The organism is Pseudomonas agronomica (assembly GCF_025917275.1).
In the GTDB taxonomy this organism is placed as follows: domain Bacteria; phylum Pseudomonadota; class Gammaproteobacteria; order Pseudomonadales; family Pseudomonadaceae; genus Aquipseudomonas; species Aquipseudomonas agronomica.
Window position 1 is genome coordinate 15,286 of sequence record NZ_JAOSHO010000016.1, and the last position, 18,624, is coordinate 33,909.

The 18,624-nt window shown below is 59.2% G+C and carries 18 protein-coding genes and 2 pseudogenes; 12 read left to right on the forward strand and 8 right to left on the reverse strand.

Going from position 1 to position 18,624, the window contains the following annotated elements; translation table 11 throughout:
- Nucleotides 1-41 precede the first annotated feature (41 nt).
- Nucleotides 42-1,013, reverse strand: coding sequence for a LysR family transcriptional regulator (locus OC610_RS03010; RefSeq protein WP_264426438.1), 972 nt, complete (start codon nucleotides 1,011-1,013; stop codon nucleotides 42-44).
- A gap of 138 nt (nucleotides 1,014-1,151) precedes the next feature.
- On the opposite strand from OC610_RS03010, the gene OC610_RS03015 reads away from it, so the two are divergent.
- The 4 genes from OC610_RS03015 to OC610_RS03030 all read left to right on the forward strand — a co-directional run bounded on the left by OC610_RS03015 (nucleotide 1,152) and on the right by OC610_RS03030 (nucleotide 4,819).
- Nucleotides 1,152-2,321 (forward strand): NADH:flavin oxidoreductase/NADH oxidase, encoded by a 1,170-nt coding sequence (locus OC610_RS03015; protein ID WP_264426439.1) that lies wholly within the window; start codon nucleotides 1,152-1,154, stop codon nucleotides 2,319-2,321.
- Nucleotides 2,322-2,371: 50 nt separating this feature from the next.
- Nucleotides 2,372-2,758 (forward strand): nuclear transport factor 2 family protein, encoded by a 387-nt coding sequence (locus OC610_RS03020; RefSeq protein ID WP_264426440.1) that lies wholly within the window; start codon nucleotides 2,372-2,374, stop codon nucleotides 2,756-2,758.
- Nucleotides 2,759-3,032: 274 nt separating this feature from the next.
- A complete protein-coding gene (locus tag OC610_RS03025) occupies nucleotides 3,033-3,866 on the forward strand; it encodes an oxidoreductase (RefSeq protein ID WP_264426441.1) in 834 nt (277 codons plus the stop codon).
- Between the two features lie 23 nt (nucleotides 3,867-3,889).
- A complete protein-coding gene (locus OC610_RS03030; protein WP_264426443.1) occupies nucleotides 3,890-4,819 on the forward strand; it encodes an AraC family transcriptional regulator in 930 nt (309 codons plus the stop codon).
- A gap of 31 nt (nucleotides 4,820-4,850) precedes the next feature.
- On the opposite strand, the gene OC610_RS03035 is transcribed toward OC610_RS03030, so the two are convergent.
- Nucleotides 4,851-5,597, reverse strand: coding sequence for an NADPH-dependent F420 reductase (locus tag OC610_RS03035; RefSeq protein WP_264426444.1), 747 nt, complete (start codon nucleotides 5,595-5,597; stop codon nucleotides 4,851-4,853).
- Nucleotides 5,598-5,699: 102 nt separating this feature from the next.
- Between OC610_RS03035 and OC610_RS03040 the strand changes: the two genes are divergently transcribed.
- Nucleotides 5,700-6,053: a winged helix-turn-helix transcriptional regulator gene (locus OC610_RS03040; protein WP_249876225.1), complete on the forward strand. Its 354-nt coding sequence runs from the start codon at nucleotides 5,700-5,702 to the stop codon at nucleotides 6,051-6,053.
- 146 nt (nucleotides 6,054-6,199) lie between these two features.
- On the opposite strand, the gene OC610_RS03045 is transcribed toward OC610_RS03040, so the two are convergent.
- From OC610_RS03045 to OC610_RS03055, 3 genes are all read right to left on the reverse strand, one after another.
- Nucleotides 6,200-6,505, reverse strand: a complete 306-nt coding sequence (locus OC610_RS03045; protein WP_030139745.1) for a HigA family addiction module antitoxin — start codon at nucleotides 6,503-6,505, stop codon at nucleotides 6,200-6,202.
- Nucleotides 6,506-6,513: 8 nt separating this feature from the next.
- Nucleotides 6,514-6,792 carry a type II toxin-antitoxin system RelE/ParE family toxin gene (locus OC610_RS03050; protein ID WP_264426445.1) on the reverse strand — a complete coding sequence of 93 codons (279 nt, stop codon included), beginning with the start codon at nucleotides 6,790-6,792 and terminating at the stop codon, nucleotides 6,514-6,516.
- Between the two features lie 93 nt (nucleotides 6,793-6,885).
- A complete protein-coding gene (locus OC610_RS03055; RefSeq protein ID WP_264426446.1) occupies nucleotides 6,886-7,764 on the reverse strand; it encodes a LysR family transcriptional regulator in 879 nt (292 codons plus the stop codon).
- A gap of 99 nt (nucleotides 7,765-7,863) precedes the next feature.
- On the opposite strand from OC610_RS03055, the gene OC610_RS03060 reads away from it, so the two are divergent.
- Both OC610_RS03060 and dctA read left to right on the forward strand, forming a co-directional pair.
- Complete coding sequence (locus OC610_RS03060; protein WP_264426447.1) at nucleotides 7,864-9,033, forward strand: mandelate racemase/muconate lactonizing enzyme family protein; 1,170 nt, start codon at nucleotides 7,864-7,866, stop codon at nucleotides 9,031-9,033.
- Nucleotides 9,034-9,134: 101 nt separating this feature from the next.
- On the forward strand, nucleotides 9,135-10,442 hold the full coding sequence (gene dctA / locus OC610_RS03065; protein WP_264426448.1) for a C4-dicarboxylate transporter DctA: 1,308 nt from the start codon (nucleotides 9,135-9,137) through the stop codon (nucleotides 10,440-10,442).
- A gap of 98 nt (nucleotides 10,443-10,540) precedes the next feature.
- On the opposite strand, the gene pdxR is transcribed toward dctA, so the two are convergent.
- The gene (gene pdxR, locus OC610_RS03070) at nucleotides 10,541-12,037 is read right to left on the reverse strand and encodes a MocR-like pyridoxine biosynthesis transcription factor PdxR (RefSeq protein WP_264426450.1); all 1,497 of its coding nucleotides are present in this window, start codon (nucleotides 12,035-12,037) and stop codon (nucleotides 10,541-10,543) included.
- Between the two features lie 136 nt (nucleotides 12,038-12,173).
- On the opposite strand from pdxR, the gene OC610_RS03075 reads away from it, so the two are divergent.
- The 5 genes from OC610_RS03075 (at nucleotide 12,174) to glyA (ending at nucleotide 17,148) form a co-directional block, all read left to right on the forward strand.
- Complete coding sequence (locus tag OC610_RS03075; protein ID WP_264426451.1) at nucleotides 12,174-12,431, forward strand: hypothetical protein; 258 nt, start codon at nucleotides 12,174-12,176, stop codon at nucleotides 12,429-12,431.
- A 123-nt stretch (nucleotides 12,432-12,554) separates the two neighbouring features.
- Entirely contained in the window at nucleotides 12,555-13,808 is a 1,254-nt protein-coding gene (locus tag OC610_RS03080) for a benzoate/H(+) symporter BenE family transporter (protein WP_264426452.1), read from the forward strand.
- Nucleotides 13,808-14,653, forward strand: coding sequence for a YggS family pyridoxal phosphate-dependent enzyme (locus OC610_RS03085; RefSeq protein WP_264426453.1), 846 nt, complete (start codon nucleotides 13,808-13,810; stop codon nucleotides 14,651-14,653). The genes OC610_RS03080 and OC610_RS03085 overlap by 1 nt, the downstream gene beginning before the upstream one ends.
- Nucleotides 14,654-14,675: 22 nt before the next feature.
- Complete coding sequence (locus tag OC610_RS03090) at nucleotides 14,676-15,857, forward strand: aspartate aminotransferase family protein (protein WP_264426454.1); 1,182 nt, start codon at nucleotides 14,676-14,678, stop codon at nucleotides 15,855-15,857.
- 25 nt (nucleotides 15,858-15,882) lie between these two features.
- Nucleotides 15,883-17,148, forward strand: coding sequence for a serine hydroxymethyltransferase (glyA, locus tag OC610_RS03095; protein ID WP_264426455.1), 1,266 nt, complete (start codon nucleotides 15,883-15,885; stop codon nucleotides 17,146-17,148).
- Nucleotides 17,149-17,459: 311 nt separating this feature from the next.
- On the opposite strand, the pseudogene OC610_RS29655 reads toward glyA, so the two are convergent.
- Together OC610_RS29655 and OC610_RS29660 are read right to left on the reverse strand one after the other, a co-directional pair.
- Nucleotides 17,460-17,627, reverse strand: a pseudogene (locus tag OC610_RS29655) (tyrosine-type recombinase/integrase); the annotation flags it as partial.
- An 81-nt stretch (nucleotides 17,628-17,708) separates the two neighbouring features.
- Nucleotides 17,709-17,810: pseudogene (locus tag OC610_RS29660) on the reverse strand (integrase arm-type DNA-binding domain-containing protein); the annotation flags it as partial.
- Nucleotides 17,811-18,624 lie beyond the last annotated feature (814 nt).

Below are 18,624 nucleotides of genomic sequence, written 5' to 3' on the forward strand. Positions count from 1 at the left end.
AGGGGCCAATCTCTTTCGTTGCAGCAACGAGAGCCACTAAATCAAGTGTTGTCCGTTTCATTGGCAGCCCGCATGAAATCCACGAACGCACGCAACTTCCCGGGCATGTACTTGCGGTGTGGATAATAGAGATGAAAGGCATCGTCCAGCACGCTGTGCTGTCTCAATATCTGCCGCAACATGCCGTTTGCCAGCTCTTGTTTCGCAAAGTCTTCCAGGACGAAGGCAATGCCGTGACCTTGTATTGCAGCATCAAGGACAGATCTCATTTCGTCGAAGATAAAGCGTCCTTGGACGTCGATTTGAACCATTTGACCTTGATCTTCGAACTTCCACTCATACAGTCTGCCCCCAACGGAATAGCGCTGGCGAATGCAGTTGTGGTTTAGCAAATCATCCATGGTTTGCGGTTCACTTCGCTCGCGGAAATAATCCGGCGCCGCCACCACAATTCGTTTTTGTAATGGTCCCAACTGCACGGCGATCATGTCATTTTGTACTTTTTTCCCCATCCGTATGCCGATATCAAATCCGGCGTTGACGATATCGCTAAGTTGATTATCCAGTGATATCTCGACATTGATCAGCGGGAATTTTTCAAGGAACGGAGCCAGGTGCGGCTCAATCAAGATACGGTACGCAACGTATGAAGAATTAACGCGTACCGTGCCCGACGGTTGATCTGTCGCGAGTAATGCTTGTGACAAGGAATTTCTGATCTGAGCAAGCGCAGGTGCTAATGCTGCGTTCAATGACGCGCCAGCCTCGGTCAGACTGACGCTGCGTGTTGTGCGATTGAACAGCCGCACATTCAGTTGCGCCTCCACATTCTTGATCGTGCGTGATGCTGCGGTTGGCGTGATGCCCATTTCTGCGGCAGCGCGAGCGAAGTTCAAATGCCTGGCAACGGCCTCGAAGGTTAAAAGACCTGGAAGATGCACCTGTGGAGGAGCAATGGCGCCCTCTATGCGTTCAGCGAGAGGTGGCTGCTCGATTATGACCTTATTGCTCATACTGTATGTCCACTTGTGATCATTCACGCCATTATTGCCGATCTCCATACTGGTTACAGCAAGTAACTTCAGCACGGATCGCGCAGCGCAAAGCTGTCTTCAATCCGGCTACTCGGCCCATCATTCCAGAGCAGAACAATGAGCAAGATTTTTGAACCGCTGGCTTTACGCGGCGTCACCCTGCGCAACCGCTTCGTCCTCAGTCCGATGTGCCAGTACACGGCGACAGAGGGTCATGCCAGCGATTACCACGCCGTCCACTACGGACGTTTCGCTCTCGGTGGCTTCGGCCTGCTGATGGTCGAGGCTACGGCGGTCTCTCCCGAAGGACGGATCACGCACGGCGACCTGGGCCTGTGGGATGACGCTCATATACAAGGCCTGTCACGCATCACCGCTTTTGCCAAGGCCTATGGCGCAACACCTGGAATTCAGATTGGACATGCTGGACCTAAAGCCAGCATCCAACGAGCCTTTGAAGGGAACGGTCCACTGGATGAACGCGATGCAGCACGCGGGGAACACCCTTGGGGAGTGGTGTCACCGAGCACACGCCCAGCCGCTGAGGGCTGGCTGGTGCCATCCGCGTTGGATGCAAACGGCATCGCCAAGGTACGTTCAGATTTCGTCGCTTCGGCACGACGCGCCTTGCGGGCAGGTTTTGATGTGCTGGAGCTGCACTACGCACATGGCTTCCTGCTCAATGCGTTCTTGTCACCACTGACCAACGACCGCACCGATGAATACGGTGGCGGCTTTGAGAACCGCATTCGCCTGCCTCTGGAAATCGCTCGCGAAGTGCGTGAGGTCTGGCCGCAGGACAAGCCGCTGTTCGTTCGCTTATCGGCTGTCGATGGCAGCAGCAGCGGTTGGACAATCGACGACAGTGTCGCTTTTGCCGCGGCTTTGAAGAGCGTCGGCGTCGACGTCGTTGATTGCTCGTCCGGTGGCTTCGGCGTCTATGAATACCCCAACGGCTATGGATTCCAGGTGCCGTTCGCCGCGCAGATTCGTCGCGAGGCAAAAATCGGCACCATGGCCGTGGGACTCATCAACGATCCGTGGCAAGCCGAAGCTGTGATCACGTCTGGCCAGGCCGACTTGGTAGCGCTTGGCCATGCGGCTCTGCGCAATCCACACTTTCCATTGCACGCACAGCAGACGCTAGGGGCCGTTAGCCCAGGGGCTCCGTATGCCAACTGGAATGTTCAGGTCGGCTGGTGGCTCGACCACCGCGAAAGCAAACTTCTCCAATTGGGTCCATGGGCCCCAACGGTGGACGCCGCGGCAAGTGGCCGCACGAATTGATTCCCATGCCGGCCAAAGCGGCTGGTATTTACAACGACCAGGAGTGAAACATGAGCAAGCCTACCTACGTGCACGATTATCAAGCCATCGTCGAGGTACTGAACAAATACAACGAAGGCTGCAAGCAAGCAAAAAGCGGCATCATGAAACCCGCTTTCAGCGAGCAGGCGACCATCTTCGGCGTCGATGTCGAGGGCAAGTTGGTTGGCGGTCCGATCCAAGGGCTGTTTGATGCTATCGACAACCCGCCTTTTCGCCCGTCACCCGAAGCTCAGAGTGTATTCGTCAACATCGATATCGTGGGCACCGCTGCCAGCGCACGCATCGACACCAACGACGTCTCGGGCTTTTGCTTCACCGACTTCTTCAACCTGCTGAAGATCGAGGGCAAGTGGACCGTGGTCAGCAAGATCTACCACACCCACGTCACACCCTGACGCTGAGGCCGAAGGGTCTTCGCGCTCGGGTTTCCGGAGGCAAGGGAACAGGGGAAAGACAACGTTTTGTATGTGGTTTCCTAGATTCAAACGCGAGTCTGTCCCCTCTTCTCCGCGGAAGATTGGGATCGCTTGGCCAGGTTGCCAGCCCGTGTGACAGGCCCGGGAATCTGACGCGCTGATAGGAATAGGCAATGCCTCAAGGCAAACCGGCATAGGTGGGCCATTTTTCGATCGTTACCATGGCCTCCTGTCTATCCATCTGGAGTTCACCATGCACGACAGGAAAACCCTATTCATCACCGGCGTGAGCAGTGGCCTGGGCAACGCCCTGGCGCAAGAAGCGCTCGCAGCAGGCCATCGTGTCATCGGCACCGTGCGCAGTGAGGCGGCGTTGCAGGCCTTCGAAGCGCTTTCCACGGAGCGTGCTCACGGCGTGATCCTGGATGTCACCGAGTTCGACCGAATAGATGGCGCAGTGGCAGCGGCAGAGGCCAGCTACGGCCCGATCGATGTGTTGGTCAACAATGCCGGTTACGGGCATGAAGGCATCTTCGAAGAATCGCCGCTGGAGGAAATGCGTCGCCAGTTCGACGTCAACGTGTTCGGCGCGGTCGCGGTGACCAAGGCGTTCGTGCCGTATTTTCGCCAGCGCCGGGCCGGCCATATCCTCAACATCACGTCCATGGGCGGCACCATTACGATGCCGGGCATTTCCTATTACTGCGCGAGCAAATTTGCCCTCGAAGGCCTCTCCGATACGCTGAGCAAGGAACTGCTACCGTTCAACATCTTCGTGACGGCCGTTGCGCCCGGATCGTTCCGCACCGATTGGGCAGGCCGGTCGATGCAGCGCACGGCGCGGAGCATTGCCGACTACGACGCCAGTTTCGATCCGATACGCAAAGCGCGCGTGGAGAAAAGCGGCAAGCAACTGGGCGATCCTCGCAAAGCGGCGCAGGCGATGTTGCAGATCATTGCCAGCCCGACGCCGCCCGCGCACTTGCTGTTGGGCAGCGATGCACTGAACCTGGTGCGCGATAAACTCAGTCGTGCCGCCAGCGAGATTGATCAATGGGAAGCGCTGACGCGTTCGACCGACGGTTGAACGGCCGGCAAAAGGGGGCGTCGATGACTCAGGCCGCTGCGCGCATGGTGCAATTGATGGAACAGCTTGCGCCTGTCGAGGGCTACAACCTCAGCGCACTGGACGACATTCGTTTCCTTCGCTCGAACCGGCCACTGACGCGCACGCCGGTTCTTTACGAGCCGGGTATCGTGATCCTGTGCCAGGGACGCAAGCGCGGCTATCTGGGCGATGAAGTCTACGTGTACGACGCCCAGCATTACCTGGTGGTGTCCGTTCCGGTTCCGTTCACCATGGAGACCGACGCCAGCGCCGAGGAGCCCATGCTGGCGATCTACATGCGCCTCGATCTGCAACTGGCCAGCGAGCTGATGTTGCAAGTGGACGAAACCCTCGGCCCCAGCGATGCCCAGCCCAAAGGCATGTACGCCTCGCCCATGGACGATCAGCTACGCAGCTCGACGCTGCGTTTCCTGGAAGCCATGAGTCGCCCGGGCGACGCGCAAATCCTCGGGCCGTCGCTGATACGGGAAATCTACTACCGGATCCTGACCGGCGAGCAGGGCGGTTCGATGCGCGCCGCCCTCAGTCGCCAGGGGCACTTCGGCAAGATCATCCGGGCGATCCGCAAGATCCACGGCAGCTACCACGAGCATCTGGATGTCGAAACGCTCGCCCAGGAAGCAGGCATGAGTGTGCCCAACTTTCACCTGCACTTTCGCAGCGTGACGGACGCCTCGCCCATGCAGTATTTGAAATCGACACGCCTGCACCAGGCGCGATTATTGATGCTGCGCAACACCATGAGCGCCTCGACGGCAGCTTTCAATGTCGGCTACGAAAGCGCCTCGCAATTCAGCCGCGAATTCAAGCGGATGTTCGGCAGGACGCCCCAGGCCGAGATTGAATGGATGAAGGCGACCTATGCGTTGCCTGCGCCTGTTGGTCCGTCTGTTTATGTTTCGTCGCATTAGAGCGGGGTGAAATCGCGCCGGTTAATACGCGTCAATCAGGTGCGTTCAAGGAGCGGTTCATGGCGACAATATCGGCGTGGCTTGGGTTGGGCCCGAGCCGCTCGAAGTGTTTAGGAAACTCGTCTCGTTTCGCAGCGGCTTGCCCTTTGGATGCGGTCAAAAGCGCCTTGCGCAGCGTCTCGGCGTCGTAGTCGCAGCAATAGCCTGGCGTACACGGTTGCTGTCTCCAGGACTCCTCCAGGGAACCTCCGTCCACCGGATCGAAGCCCGCTTGGTTGACCAGGGACATCACCGTTCCCTTCGCCTTGGGATCGTCGCCGGCCACTGCCGCTGCCAAGCGACCCGGTGTGCCTTGGGCACTGCCCAACCCGGCCAAGGTATAGGCCAGGATATTGTTGAAAGCCTTGATGACGGGGCGCCCAATCTGCTTCGAAACCCAAACACTTTCCGTCATCCCTTGATCAATTTCGGCAATGTTGGGGTCACGTAGGCCAGGGTAGTAATTACTCGTGTCCACCACCGGGACGCTGCCCGGTACAGCGGCAAACAGATCAGCAGGCAGTGCGCTCAACGCCGGTAGCGGTATGGATAGCACGATCACATCCGCGCCCTCGACTGCGCCGCGAATGTCCACCGGTTCGGCGCCAATTTCTTCGGCGAATGCGCGAACGCCATCGATGCCTCGAGAGTTTGCAACACGTATGTCGTGACCCGCTGCCTTGAATTTGCGAGCGAGGGTGCCCCCGATATTACCGGTTCCGATGATGCCGATTTTCATGGCTGAGCCTCCTGGGTCATTTGTCTTGCACCGATTCTAGGAGGCTGGTGTGATAAGGGTAAGTACCGACCAAAAGGTGTGTAACTCACCATCGAGGAAGAAATGGAACGGGAGTGGGATTGCGGCGATCCGCAAAATCGTCGGAAATGGGCCGAGGCAACGACCGAAACGCTTCGCGTGCTGGAAGGGAAGTGGAAGATCATTATCTTGTGCCAGCTTTTCGCGGCAAAGGGCGCGCTGCGCTTCTCGGATCTGGAGAAACTGATAGAAGGGATCAACCAGAAGATGCTGATCCAACAGCTAAAACAGTTGGAAAAGGACGGCATTGTGCAGCGGACGGTGTATCCGCAAGTGCCACCGAAGGTGGAATACAGGCTCACGCCCATGGGGCATGCACTCGGGCCGTCGATCCAGGCGTTGATCGAATGGGCAGAGATGAGGCGCGATCACACCTGACATGGCTGTCGCATTGCCTGCGCCTGTTGAGCCGTCTATATATGTCTCCTCGCATTAGGGGGCCGTGGTAGCTGTGCAGAAGGGGAACCATTCCTTCAGCCACTAAAAGGCACTTGCGATAGTCGCTAATGCCTTTTATGTAAAAGCTATGCGCAGTGAGGAATTCTTTCTACTTCCTTATAAATTTGCTCCCCTTTCGCAATCTCCGCTGTACGTAAATCATACGCAGTCTGCAGGTTCAGCCAAAACTGCGCCGACGTGTCCAATGCAGCTGCCAGGCGCAAAGCGACATCCGCGCTGACGCTTCGGCGCATCAATACGATGTCATTTACCGTGGGGGCAGACACGTGCAAAGCCCTTGCAAGCGCAGCGGCCGTCAGGCCAAGCGGTTCCAGATACTCTTCCTTGAGAATTTCTCCAGGGTGTACGGGCCTCATGCCATTTTTAAACATGACTCACCTCAGTGATAATCTACGATTTCTACATTTTCGGGACCGTTGACGCCCCAGACAAAACAGATGCGGTACTGACCGTTGATCCGGATGCTGTGTTGGCCTTCCCTGTCGCCGTACAACTGCTCCAGCCTGTTTCCAGGCGGTGAGCGCAGATCGTTGAGATCGACTGCCGCATCGAGCATACCGAGCTTTCGCTCCACCACTGAAAGGATGGCTGTCCAGTATCGGGTTCTGCCTGTTTCAAAAAGGGTCTGGGTATCGGCGCATCTGAAGCTTCTGATCATAGCTTAATGCTTAACGTTATTCGTTAAGGCGAGTCTACATCGTTTGCTGAGATACTCAACCGCTTGCTGGGGCCATGTGTCGGGGAATCAGTTTCAACAATCCCTCAACTTCGCCCAGAACTCCTCAGCCGATGGGCTGATGGCACCCGTTGGGCGAGTGAGATGAATGTCCAACGGGATATCCCAGCTTTCGTCGAGGGCTCGTACCAGGCGTCCGTCGGCGACCTCCTGCTCGGTCAGGCTGCTTGGCAGCCAGGCCACACCTTTGTTTTCCAGCGCCATGGACATGAGCACCGCTGCGAGGTGGCTGCTGAACAGCGGCTTGAGGTGCAGGAACTCGTCCTTGCCCTGGAGTCGATGAGCGACGATGCGCCCCAGCCCGGACTCTTGGGTATACGCCAGGTACGGCAGCGATGCGGGCGCATTGCCAAAGTTCGCAGAAGCGCTCGCCAGTGGGACGAGTACATCCTCGCCGACCTTTTTGCCCATGAACTGATCAGGGGCCAACAGCGGCGGAACATCCGGATGGCGATGGCACAGCAGGAACTGCACCTGGCCCTGGATCAGCATCTGCTCACAGGCCGCCATGCTATCGGAATGCAGTCGCACCGCCTCGATGGGGGCACCGTTCTCCGTGCTTCTCAACCACTTCGGAAAAAACGTGAACGACAGCGAATGGGTGGCCGCGAATTGCAGCGTCTTGATCGCCATGCCTGCCACTTCCTGGGCGTCGCTGCGCATGCGATACAAGCGCCTGGCCGTCTCCTGGGCACTGGGTAAAATCTGCTTCCCTGCCTCGGTCAGCGTGGCACCTTGTGGCGTGCGAACGAACAATTCCACACCCATCCAGTTTTCCAGTGCGCGGACTCTGCGGCTGAACGCCGGTTGAGTCACGTGGCGCGCTTCAGCGGCGCGAACAAAGCTGCCGTACTCCGCCAACGCTGAAAAATCTTCTAGCCAAACGAGTTCCAAGGGCAATGCCTCCTGTGCATGGGGCGCGGCATTATTAGCATTGGGCGGGTGTCATCGCAAAGCATAACGTGGGGCCATCAACAACAAGAGGAACCCGCCATGCGTATCGTCGACATCCGTGAAAAAACCGTTTCCATTGCCTCGCCGATTGCCAATGCCTACATCGATTTTTCCAAGATGACCTGCTCGGTCGTCGCTGTCGTCACGGATGTGATTCGCGAAGGTAAACCGGTCATCGGCTACGGTTTCAACTCCAACGGTCGTTATGGCCAAGGCGCTTTGATGCGTGACCGTTTCCTCGCGCGCATCACCGAAGCCGACCCTGAGTCGCTGATCGATAAAGAAAACAATAACCTTGATCCGTTCGCCATCTGGAAAGCCCTGATGACCAACGAGAAACCCGGCGGCCATGGCGAGCGCTCCGTTGCCGTGGGCACCATCGACATGGCCGTCTGGGACGCCGTCGCCAAGATCGAAGGCAAGCCGTTGTATCGCCTGTTGGCTGACCGTTACCGCAGCGGCATGGCCGACGACAAAGTCTGGGTCTACGCCGCCGGTGGTTACTACTACCCAGGCAAGGACGACGCCAAGCTTCAGGACGAGATGCGCAGCTACCTGGATCGCGGCTACGACGTGGTCAAGATGAAGATCGGCGCAGCACCTCTGGCTGATGATATTCGGCGAATCGAATCGGTCATCAAGGTGGTCGGCGACGGTCGCCGCCTGGCTGTGGACGCCAACGGTCGCTTTGACCAGGACACCGCCATTGCTTACGCCGAGGCTCTGAAACCCTACAACCTTTTCTGGTACGAAGAAGCAGGCGATCCCCTCGACTACGCCTTGCAGGCTGAGCTGGCCAAGCACTACGACCTGCCGATGGCCACCGGCGAAAACCTGTTTTCCCATCAAGACGCCCGCAACCTGCTGCGCCATGGCGGCATGCGTCCTGACCGAGACTACGTCCAGTTCGACTGCGCGCTGTCCTACGGCCTGGTCGAGTACATGCGCACCCTGAAGGTGATGGAAGAGATGGGCTGGTCTTCGCGTCGAGTCGTTCCGCACGGGGGGCATCAGATGTCCCTGAATATCGCCGCGGGCCTGCACCTGGGCGGTAACGAATCCTATCCCGATGTGTTCCAGCCGTTCGGCGGGTTTGCCGACGGGATTCGCGTGGAAAACGGCTACGTGGGGCTGCCGGACATCCCGGGTGTCGGCTTCGAAGCCAAGTCCGCCTTGTACGCCGTCATGCGCGAATTGGGCGAGGGCTGACAGCCCCGAGGGCGGCCTCTTCGCCTGAGGCCGCCGTTACCAGGCGTCAACCGTTGGCGCCACACCACACGCCCATCACAACAATAAAATGAGGTGCTCCCGTGGAAATCTCCAAGTCCCGCTGGTACAGCCAGCTCTACGTCCAGGTGCTGATCGGCATCGTGGTCGGTGCCGCAATCGGTCACTTCGAGCCGCAGTTCGGCGCCAAGCTCCAACCCTTCGCAGATGGCTTTATCAAGCTGATCAAAATGCTCTTGGCCCCCATTATCTTTGGCACGGTGGTGGTCGGTATCGCCAAGATGGGCAGCATCAAGGAGGTCGGAAGGATTGGCGTCAAGGCGCTGGTCTATTTCGAGATTCTTTCGACCGTCGCCCTGGTCATCGGCCTTGTCGTGGTCAACGTTGTAAAACCAGGCGTCGGGATGAACATCAATGTCGATACGCTCGATGGCAGCGCTATCGCCAAGTACAGCCAAGCCGCCACGGAGCAGGGTGGCACCGTTGATTTCTTCATGAACATCATCCCGCAAACCTTCATCGGGGCGTTCTCCAATGGCGTCATGCTGCAAGTCATCCTGCTTTCCGTCTTGATGGGCGTGGCGCTGGTTCAAATGGGTGAGGCCAGCAAGCCGCTGATCAATACCATCGATCTGTTCCTGCAAGGACTGTTCAAAGTTGTTGCCATGGTCATGCGGCTGGCTCCGATTGGCGCTGGCGCGGGGATGGCGTTCACGATCGGTAAATATGGCATCGGCACGCTGCTGTCCCTCGGCCAATTATTGATCGCGCTCTACGTCACCACCCTGGTCTTCATCGTGATCGTGCTGGGCACGGTGGCTCGATGGTCAGGCATGCCCCTGTTGCAGTTTCTCCGTTACTTCAAGGACGAGATTCTGATCACGCTCGGGACGTGCTCGACCGAGGCCGTGCTGCCGCGAATGATGGTCAAGCTTGAAAAGCTGGGCTGCAAGAAATCGGTGGTGGGGATGGTGCTGCCGACGGGCTACACCTTCAATGCGGATGGCACCTGCATTTACCTGACCATGGCCGCGATCTTCATTGCCCAGGCAACCAATACGCCACTGACGTTCATGGACCAGATGATCCTGTTGGGCGTTTTCCTGCTCACGTCGAAAGGTTCGGCTGGCGTGGCGGGGGCCGGATTCATCACCCTCGCGGCAACGCTCACCACCATCCACTCCATTCCGCTGGTAGGCCTTGTCCTGCTCCTGGGCATCGATCGGTTCCTGAACGAAGCGCGAGCCGTGACGAATTTGATCGGGAACGGTATCGGCACGATCGCCATTGCCAAGTGGGACAATTCTTTCGATGTGGAAGCGTGTGAGCGGGAGATTGCGGCGATGAAAAATGAAAAGGCGGCGCGTAGGGTGTTGGCTGCGCAGAAGTGAGCAGCATCGACTCGCTGGTGGTGCAGGGGGCTTGATTCCTTGGATTCCAGGCACAAAAAAAGACGTCCGTGGACGTCTTTTTTTGTTGCGCTGGGCCATTAGATTTTCAGGGCGTTGGCCAGACGTAACATGGCGGCTTCTATTTCATACGCGGTCAGGGAGGAGTAACCCAGCAGCCAGCCCTGTTGCTTCGGTTCGCCCGCGTACAAGCCGCTGAGGCCGGACAGTTGCACGCCGGCAGTGGCGGCCTGGCGGATGGTTTTTTCCTCGGACCATCCGGCTTTCAGCAAGCAGGGGATTTGCAACCCGCCCGGCGGCAGTTCGGCGGTGACCACCGTGCTCAAGTACTTGCCGATGGCGTCGTGCATGATCGACCGGCGTCCGGCATACAGCTTGCGCATGGCCCGGACATGCGCGTTGTAATGGCCGTCCTCCATAAAGCGCGCCAGCGTCAGTTGCAGCGTTTGCGGAGTATGGCCGTCCATCATGCTGCGCGCATAGGCAAAGGGTTTCACCAGTTCGGAGGGCAGCACCATGTACCCCATGCGCAGTCCGGGGTAGAGGGTTTTGCTGAACGTGCCGATGTAGAGCGTGCGCTGGTACTTGTCGAGGCCTTGCACGCACGCCGTGGGTTGCCCGTCGTAATGGAACTCGCTGTCGTAGTCATCCTCGATGATCCACTTGCCTTTTTGCACCGCCCAATTGATCAACTCAAGACGCCGCTCCAGCGGCAATGTCGCGCCGGTGGGGTATTGGTGAGAGGGCGTGACATACACGCAATTGGCGCCGCTGCGGTCGGCGTACAACAGGTCGGTACGGATACCCTGTTCATCGACATCAATGGGCATCACTTTGGTTTCGGCGATTTGGAAGGCCTTGCGGGCGCCGTAGTAGCCGGGGTTTTCCATCAGTATCGGCTTGCCGGCGTCCACCAGCAATTGCGCGCACAGATACAACGCCTGACGCGTACTGCTCAAGACCAGTACCTGGTCGGGGGAGCATTTGGCGCCGCGTTCGAGGTTCAGGTAGGTGGCAATCGCTTTGCGCAGGGGCTCAGCCCCTTGTGGATCGCCATGCAGCAGCACGCTCGCGCGATAGTCCTTCATGACCTGGCGCTGCAAACGCTCCCAGACATCTGTCGGGAAGCTGCGGGTTTCCGGCAGGCCGGTGGCGAATGCCTTGTTGACTTGCTGATCGCGCACGCCGCCGGTGTCGAGGATCATCCGCCCGCGTTGGCTGAGTTCTGCGCCCGGTGCGGCGACGCTGCTCCTGATTTCCTGAGCCCTGAGGCGTCGGCGGCCAGCACCGCGCAATTCGACGCCCAGCGTGTCGCGCACGTAACTGCCGGCGCCTTCGCGGCGCACGATAAACCCGTCCCGATGCAACTGCACATAGGCGTTCTCAACGGTATCGCGGGCGCACCCCAGCGATTTGGACAGCACCCGCGTGGCGGGCAGTTTCAAGCCGGGGCCGAGGGCGCCGTCGAGAATCAGCGCACGCAATGCGCGTTGGATCCGCTGATGCAGATCCAGCAGCTGAAATTCAGCGTCGTTGAGGCGCATCTTCAGGGTTTCCAGCTCGAAGGTCTTTGCCATGTGGTCTGCTCTCTTTCCATGAACTGGCAGGTAAAGGCAGGCCAGTTTATCCGTAGGCTCTGGCCCCTCGCTACCCTCCGCCTTTACCTCGGTGATGACGCGCAGGGCGAGCGTTCTTGAACAGGAGTTACTCAACATGGCTCGGTCACACAACTTCAGCGCAGGCCCCACCGCGGTGCCGTTGGACGTTCTCACTCAGGCGCACGAGGAGTTTTTCGATTTTGCCGGCACCGGCATGTCCGTGATGGAAATCAGCCATCGTTCGCAGGTATTCATGGCGGTGGCCAGTGATGCCGAACGGGACCTGTGCGCCAGCCCCAACAACGCCGTTTCAGTGCCGGCGGTCGAGGCGCTGTGCGATTTCATGAACGCCTTTGCGCGTGAGCATGGCTGAGCCGACCGCAAAAAGTGGTCTGGTCTGCTGCGTTAAAGCGTAGGGGTAAAACCTGCCATTCAGCCGCTATAAATTACGGCTTACCAGCGGCCGGATGCATCGTCCAGCAAGGAGCCAAGACCTATGTCATCTACTCAATCCCTCTCGTCCCTGCGTCTGCGGGACCTGCTGCATCCGGTGGTTGCCGGGTTGATTTCGGTGATCGTCAATTACGGCGGCACCTTCATCCTGGTGTTTCAGGCCGCCAAGGTCGCAGGGCTCAGTCCTGAGTTGACGGCGTCGTGGGTCTGGTCTGTGTCGATCGGAGTAGGGGTGACCGGGCTGTTCCTCAGTTGGGTGAGCCGCGAGCCGATCATCACCGCCTGGTCGACACCGGCAGCGGCGTTTTTGATCGCCGCCTTGGCGACCACACCCTACGCCGAGGCCATTGGGGCGTACATGATTTCGGCTGCAGCGTTCGTGCTGCTGGGCGTATCCGGTTACTTTGAAAAAGCCGTTCGCCTGATCCCGCCGGGTGTAGCAGCGGGCTTGTTGGGCGGCATCTTGCTGCAGTTCGGCATCGGTGCGTTCGCCAGCATGAGCGTCGACCCGTTATTGGTTGGGGTGTTGATCGGCGCCTACATCCTGTTCAAGCGCTTGAGTGCGCGCTACGCGGTGGTCGGCATCCTGGTGCTGGGGCTTGGCTTTCTGCTGATGCAGGGACGCGTGGACTTCACGGGGCTGACGCTGGAGTTTGCGACACCGGTGTTTACCCGCCCGGAGTTCTCGGTCGATGCGTTGTTGAGCGTGGCGTTGCCGCTGTTTCTGATCACCCTCACTGGGCAATACATGCCGGGAATGCTGGTGCTGCGCAGTGACGGTTTCAACACCAGTGCCAACCCGATCCTCAGCGTGACCGGGCTGGGTTCTCTGCTGATGGCGCCGTTCGGTTCCCATGCCTTCAACATCGCGGCCATCACCGCCGCCATCTGCACGGGCAAGGAAGCGTCGCAAGACCCGTCCAAGCGTTGGATCGCAGGCGTGGCTGCGGGCATTTTCTACATTCTGGTGGGGATCTTCGGCGTGACCCTGGCGGCGGTGTTCATGGCCTTCCCGGCGACTTTCATCACCACCCTGGCCGGGTTGGCCCTGTTGGGCACACTCGGCGCGAGCCTGGCCAACGCCATGGCGGACGTGAAATCGCGGGAAGCGTCGCTGATCACTTTCCTGGCCTGCGCGGCCAATATCACCTTGCTGGGCATCGGCGGTGCGTTCTGGGGCCTGGTCATCGGCCTGGCCGCCTACGCCGTGCTCAATGGGCAGTTACCGCGTCGTGAAAAGACTGCAGTCCCACAGGCCGAACCGGTTGCAGTGCCCACCAAGGGAGCGGCCAATTGATGCCTGATCAAACCGAAGACCTCAACATCCTGCATGCGCGCCATGGTCGTTACCCACAGGCCGACAGTGTCGAAGACTTTCGCCGCAACCTGGCCGCCGTGCAGCAACGCATTGTCGAGGCGTGCCATCGGGTAGGGCGGGACCCGGCCGGTGTGCGCTTGCTGCCGGTCAGCAAAACCTTTGATGAAGCTCATTTGCGTCTGGCCTATGCCGCCGGTTGCCGCCTGTTGGGCGAGAACAAGGTGCAGGAAGCACAGCGCAAGTGGAAAGCCATGACCGACCTGCAAGACCTGCAATGGTCGGTGATCGGCCATTTGCAGACCAACAAGGCCAAGCAGGTCGCACGCTTCGCCAGTGAGTTCCAGGCCCTGGACAGTCTGCGGGTGGCCGAGGCGCTGGACCGTCGCCTGCGCATTTTAGATCGGCAGATGGACGTGTTCGTCCAGGTCAATACCTCCGGCGAAGCCAGCAAGTACGGGCTAGCGCCCGATGACGTGGCGGCTTTCCTGGGGACAATGCCAGCGTTCCCGACACTGCGGGTTCGCGGGTTGATGACGTTGGCGCTGTTCTCCGCCGACGCGGTGCGGGTACGCCCTTGCTTCGTCCGGCTACGTGAATTGCGCGACCGATTGCGTCATTGCGCCCCTGACGGGGTGTCGCTGCAAGAGCTGTCGATGGGCATGTCGGGTGACTTTGAAATCGCCATTGAGGAGGGCGCGACCGTGGTCCGCGTCGGGCAGGCGATCTTCGGTGCCCGAGCCATGCCGGATGCGTACTACTGGCCGACCGCTGATGCCCGTCCCCTCATTGATGACACGTTGTTGTCGATCACACCCAGCCGTTGACCCCCTTTACAGGAGGCCCGCAATGTCCGCTGCACCCGCTTACCTCATGCACACCTCAGCCCGACAACCGGTTTCGTTCAGCCGAGGCCAGGGCGCCTCGTTATGGGACACCAAGGGTGTCGAATACCTGGATGCCATCGCCGGCGTGGCGGTGACGAGCCTGGGTCATGCCAACCCCGAAATTGCCGCGGCCATCGCCGAACAGGCCACGGTGTTACTGCACACGACCAACATGTTTCGCATCCCATGGCAGGAGCAATTGGGCGAACGACTGTGCCTGCTATCGGGCATGCAACGGGCGTTTTTCTGCAACTCCGGAGCGGAGGCCAACGAGGCGGCGCTCAAACTGGCCCGCCTGCACGCCAACGCTCGGCAGGTGACCCAGCCGCAAGTGTTGGTGATGGAGAACAGTTTTCACGGGCGCACCTTGGCCACTCTCGCCGCCACCGGCAACCCCGCCGTGCATCGCGGCTTCGAGCCCCTGATGCCGGGCTTTGTGCGGGTGCCTTTCGACAACATCGAGGCGATTCGCCAGGTCGCGGCGCAGTCTCCCGATATCGTCGCGGTGCTCGTCGAGCCGGTGCAGGGTGAGGGGGGCGTGCACGCCGCCTCTGCCTGCTACCTGCAGGCCCTGCGCCAACTGTGTGATGAACACGACTGGCTGATGATGATCGATGAAGTGCAGACCGGGCTGGGCCGCACCGGTACCTGGTTTGGCTTTGAGCATGCGGGCATCAAGCCGGACGTCATTACCCTGGCCAAAGCGCTGGGCAACGGTTTCCCCATCGGCGCTTGCCTGGCGCGGGGCAAGGCCGCCGAACTGTTTTCCCCCGGTCACCATGCGTCCACGTTCGGCGGTAACCCGCTGGCGTGCCGCGTCGGTTGCACAGTGCTCGACATCATGCAGCGCGATCGCATCCCGCAACGCGCCGCTGCCTCGGGTCGCCGCTTGTTGGCGGCCTTGAAGCTGGCGCTGGGCAACCATCCTGAGGTGGTGTCCGTTCGCGGCATTGGCTTGATGATCGGCATTGAACTCAATGGCCCGTGCGCCGAACTGGTCGGCCGGGCCCGTGAAGAACAACGTCTGCTGATCACCGTCACACGGGGCAACACCGTGCGCCTGTTGCCGCCGCTGATCTGCGATGACGCACAGATCGACGACATCGCCGCGCGCATCACGCGCCTGCTGTCATCCGCCGCTTGAATTCTTGACCAAGGACATTTTGCACATGTACGACTCGACGCTGACCCTCGACGCTTTCGACCCTGAGCTGTATGAATCGATTCACAACGAAGAGCATCGCCAGGAAGACCATATCGAGCTAATCGCCTCGGAAAACTATGCCAGCCCGCTGGTAATGAAAACCCAGAGCACGGTGCTCACTAACAAGTACGCCGAAGGCTACCCCGGCAAGCGCTATTACAGCGGCTGCGAATACGTCGATGTGGCCGAGCGGCTGGCCATCAAGCGGGTCAAGGCCCTGTTCGACTGCGACTACGCCAACGTGCAACCCCATGCGGGCGCCCAGGCCAACGCGGCGGTCTTCCTGGCGCTGATCAACCCCGGTGATACGGTGATGGGCATGAACCTGGCCCAGGGCGGTCACTTGACCCACGGCAACCCGGCCAACTTTTCGGGGCGTCACTACACCATCGTGCCTTACGGACTGGACCCGAAAACCGGCTTTCTCGACTATGACGAGATGGAGCGAATCGCACTGCAGACACGCCCAAAAATGTTGATCGGTGGTTTTTCCGCGTATTCGCGGTACAAGGACTGGGCACGCATGCGCAGCATTGCCGACAAGGTTGGGGCTACCTTCTGGGTCGATATGGCCCACGTCGCCGGGCTGGTCGCTGCGGGCGAATACCCGGACCCGCTTCCCCATGCGCATGTGGTCACCAGCACCACGCACAAAACCCTGCGCGGGCCACGCGGTGGTTTGATTTTGTCCAAGGGACAGGATGAAGCCTTCTACAAAAAACTCGATTCCGCTGTGTTTCCCGGCGTGCAGGGCGGGCCACTGATGCACCAGATCGCGGCCAAGGCCGTGGCGTTCAAGGAAGCGCTTGCGCCGGAGTTCAGCCTCTACCAGACCCAAGTGGTCATCAACGCCCGGGCCATGGCCGGGGTGTTGCAAAAGCGCGGGTACAAAATCGTCTCGGGCGGCACCGACAACCACATGATGCTGATCGACCTGTCCGACAAGCCCTACACCGGCAAGGAGGCCGACGCGGCCCTGAGCAGTGCCTATATCACCGCCAACAAAAACTCGGTGCCGAATGACCCGCGCTCACCGTTTGTGACATCCGGCCTTCGTATCGGTACCCCGGCGGTGACCACCCGCGGGTTTAATGTGGAGGCCTGCGAGCAAGCGGCCGGCTGGTTGTGCGACGTACTGGACGCCCTGGAAAACGGAGGCAGCGACAAGATCGTGCATCACGTGCGCGAACAGGTTGTCGCACTGTGCCGTCGTTTTCCGGTCTATCGCTGAGTCTGGCCCGGCCATTGCCTGATCGGGTGGTGGCCGGGTGTTCAACTGTTTTAACAGGCGATCCCCTTGGCCACCCCCTCGCGTAATACGCAGAGCCCATGCGACGGGAATGCGGAGCCTTCCCGCTCGCGTGGGCTTGGCCAAGAAAGCACCAAGAGTGAGGCTTGCAGCGGCGACAGTCGCCACTTCTGTCCGCCATGCTGCAGGCCAAGTACGACGCGGGTTGTCGCCGTTGTCGCCAAATCAACGATCACTCCATCCGGGGCGTTATTTTCGGTTACCGGCGGCGTCCCGTGAGCGCTTACCGTATCGTCAGCTCGGTTGTAAGCGCTTCGGACTTTATCCTTGTCGACATGTGCCCACGCGGCTTTGATCAGCTCTGGATCCCAGCCTTGCTCGTTCAGAATGGTGCTGGCCATGGAGCGCATGCCGTGGCTGACCAAGCGGTCCTGGAAGCCCATGCGCTTCAACGCCATGTGTTCGAACCAGGCGCTGGCTATCTTTTCGAAGATGTGTCCGGTCTCAGCCAGTCTGGCTCTGGCTTGCCATTGCTCATTACGCTGGGCTTTGGGATCAATGCCTTGAGCAAGTAGCTCTCGCGCCTCGACTGCTTTCTTCCGAGCATTCGCTAATGAGAGGTCGCGAAAGCCCCCACCAGCCATGAACCCCCGTATTTACTGGATTCCAGGCACAAAAAAAGACGTCCGTGGACGTCTTTAGATGATGAAGTGGTGGGCCGGGGTAATTTGAAACAAGTCGGTATCTATCTGTTTTTTATGGTTAATAATTTATTGGTCAACTTGCTTGGAATACCAGTTGGAACGCTGCGTGCTCTGGATTCCGATGGACGGTGCTTTTTGAGCTCCGCCCCCCAAAAGGAATCTGGATCGAATCTATCAAGCAAATGGTCGCGCCGTTGATTGTTGCCCCTGCTCTCACAATGTCCCCACTCGCAGGCACATTCACTGTTGCGATATGTACGTCCACCTCTGCGATCAGCCCCCACGCTCAACCAGCAGGCACCTTTATCGGGTCAGCTTTCGGTCAGCGGCAACACAGACGGAGAGCCACTTATTCCCAAGTGCCTTGAGCTGTGTGGTGTCGGTGACATATCAGGAGAGATCGTCAAAACGAAGATCGGCACCGAAAATGATCTGTTGAGACCGTCTCATCTGGATAAACTCGCCCAGGTTTGCGACGTGCACAAACGTGAGGCTGCGTACGAAATCTCGAGCTACCCTCCGCCCACCCTCAGAGGGCAGATCCTTACGCTGGTAGGGGAAAGAGCAAGAGAAGCGGTGTCGGCATTCATCCACACGGCAGGCGGTTTCTCTGTGTCATCAAGCCGCAAAAGTCAACGTGTTTTTGTGGGTATGTTATTGATTGTAGGGTGCAAAGAAAGCCCACGGCAGTATATCTAATTGAAGGGAGCACATAGAATGAGCATCCTTGTGCCAACGTCGACTCGACACGCAC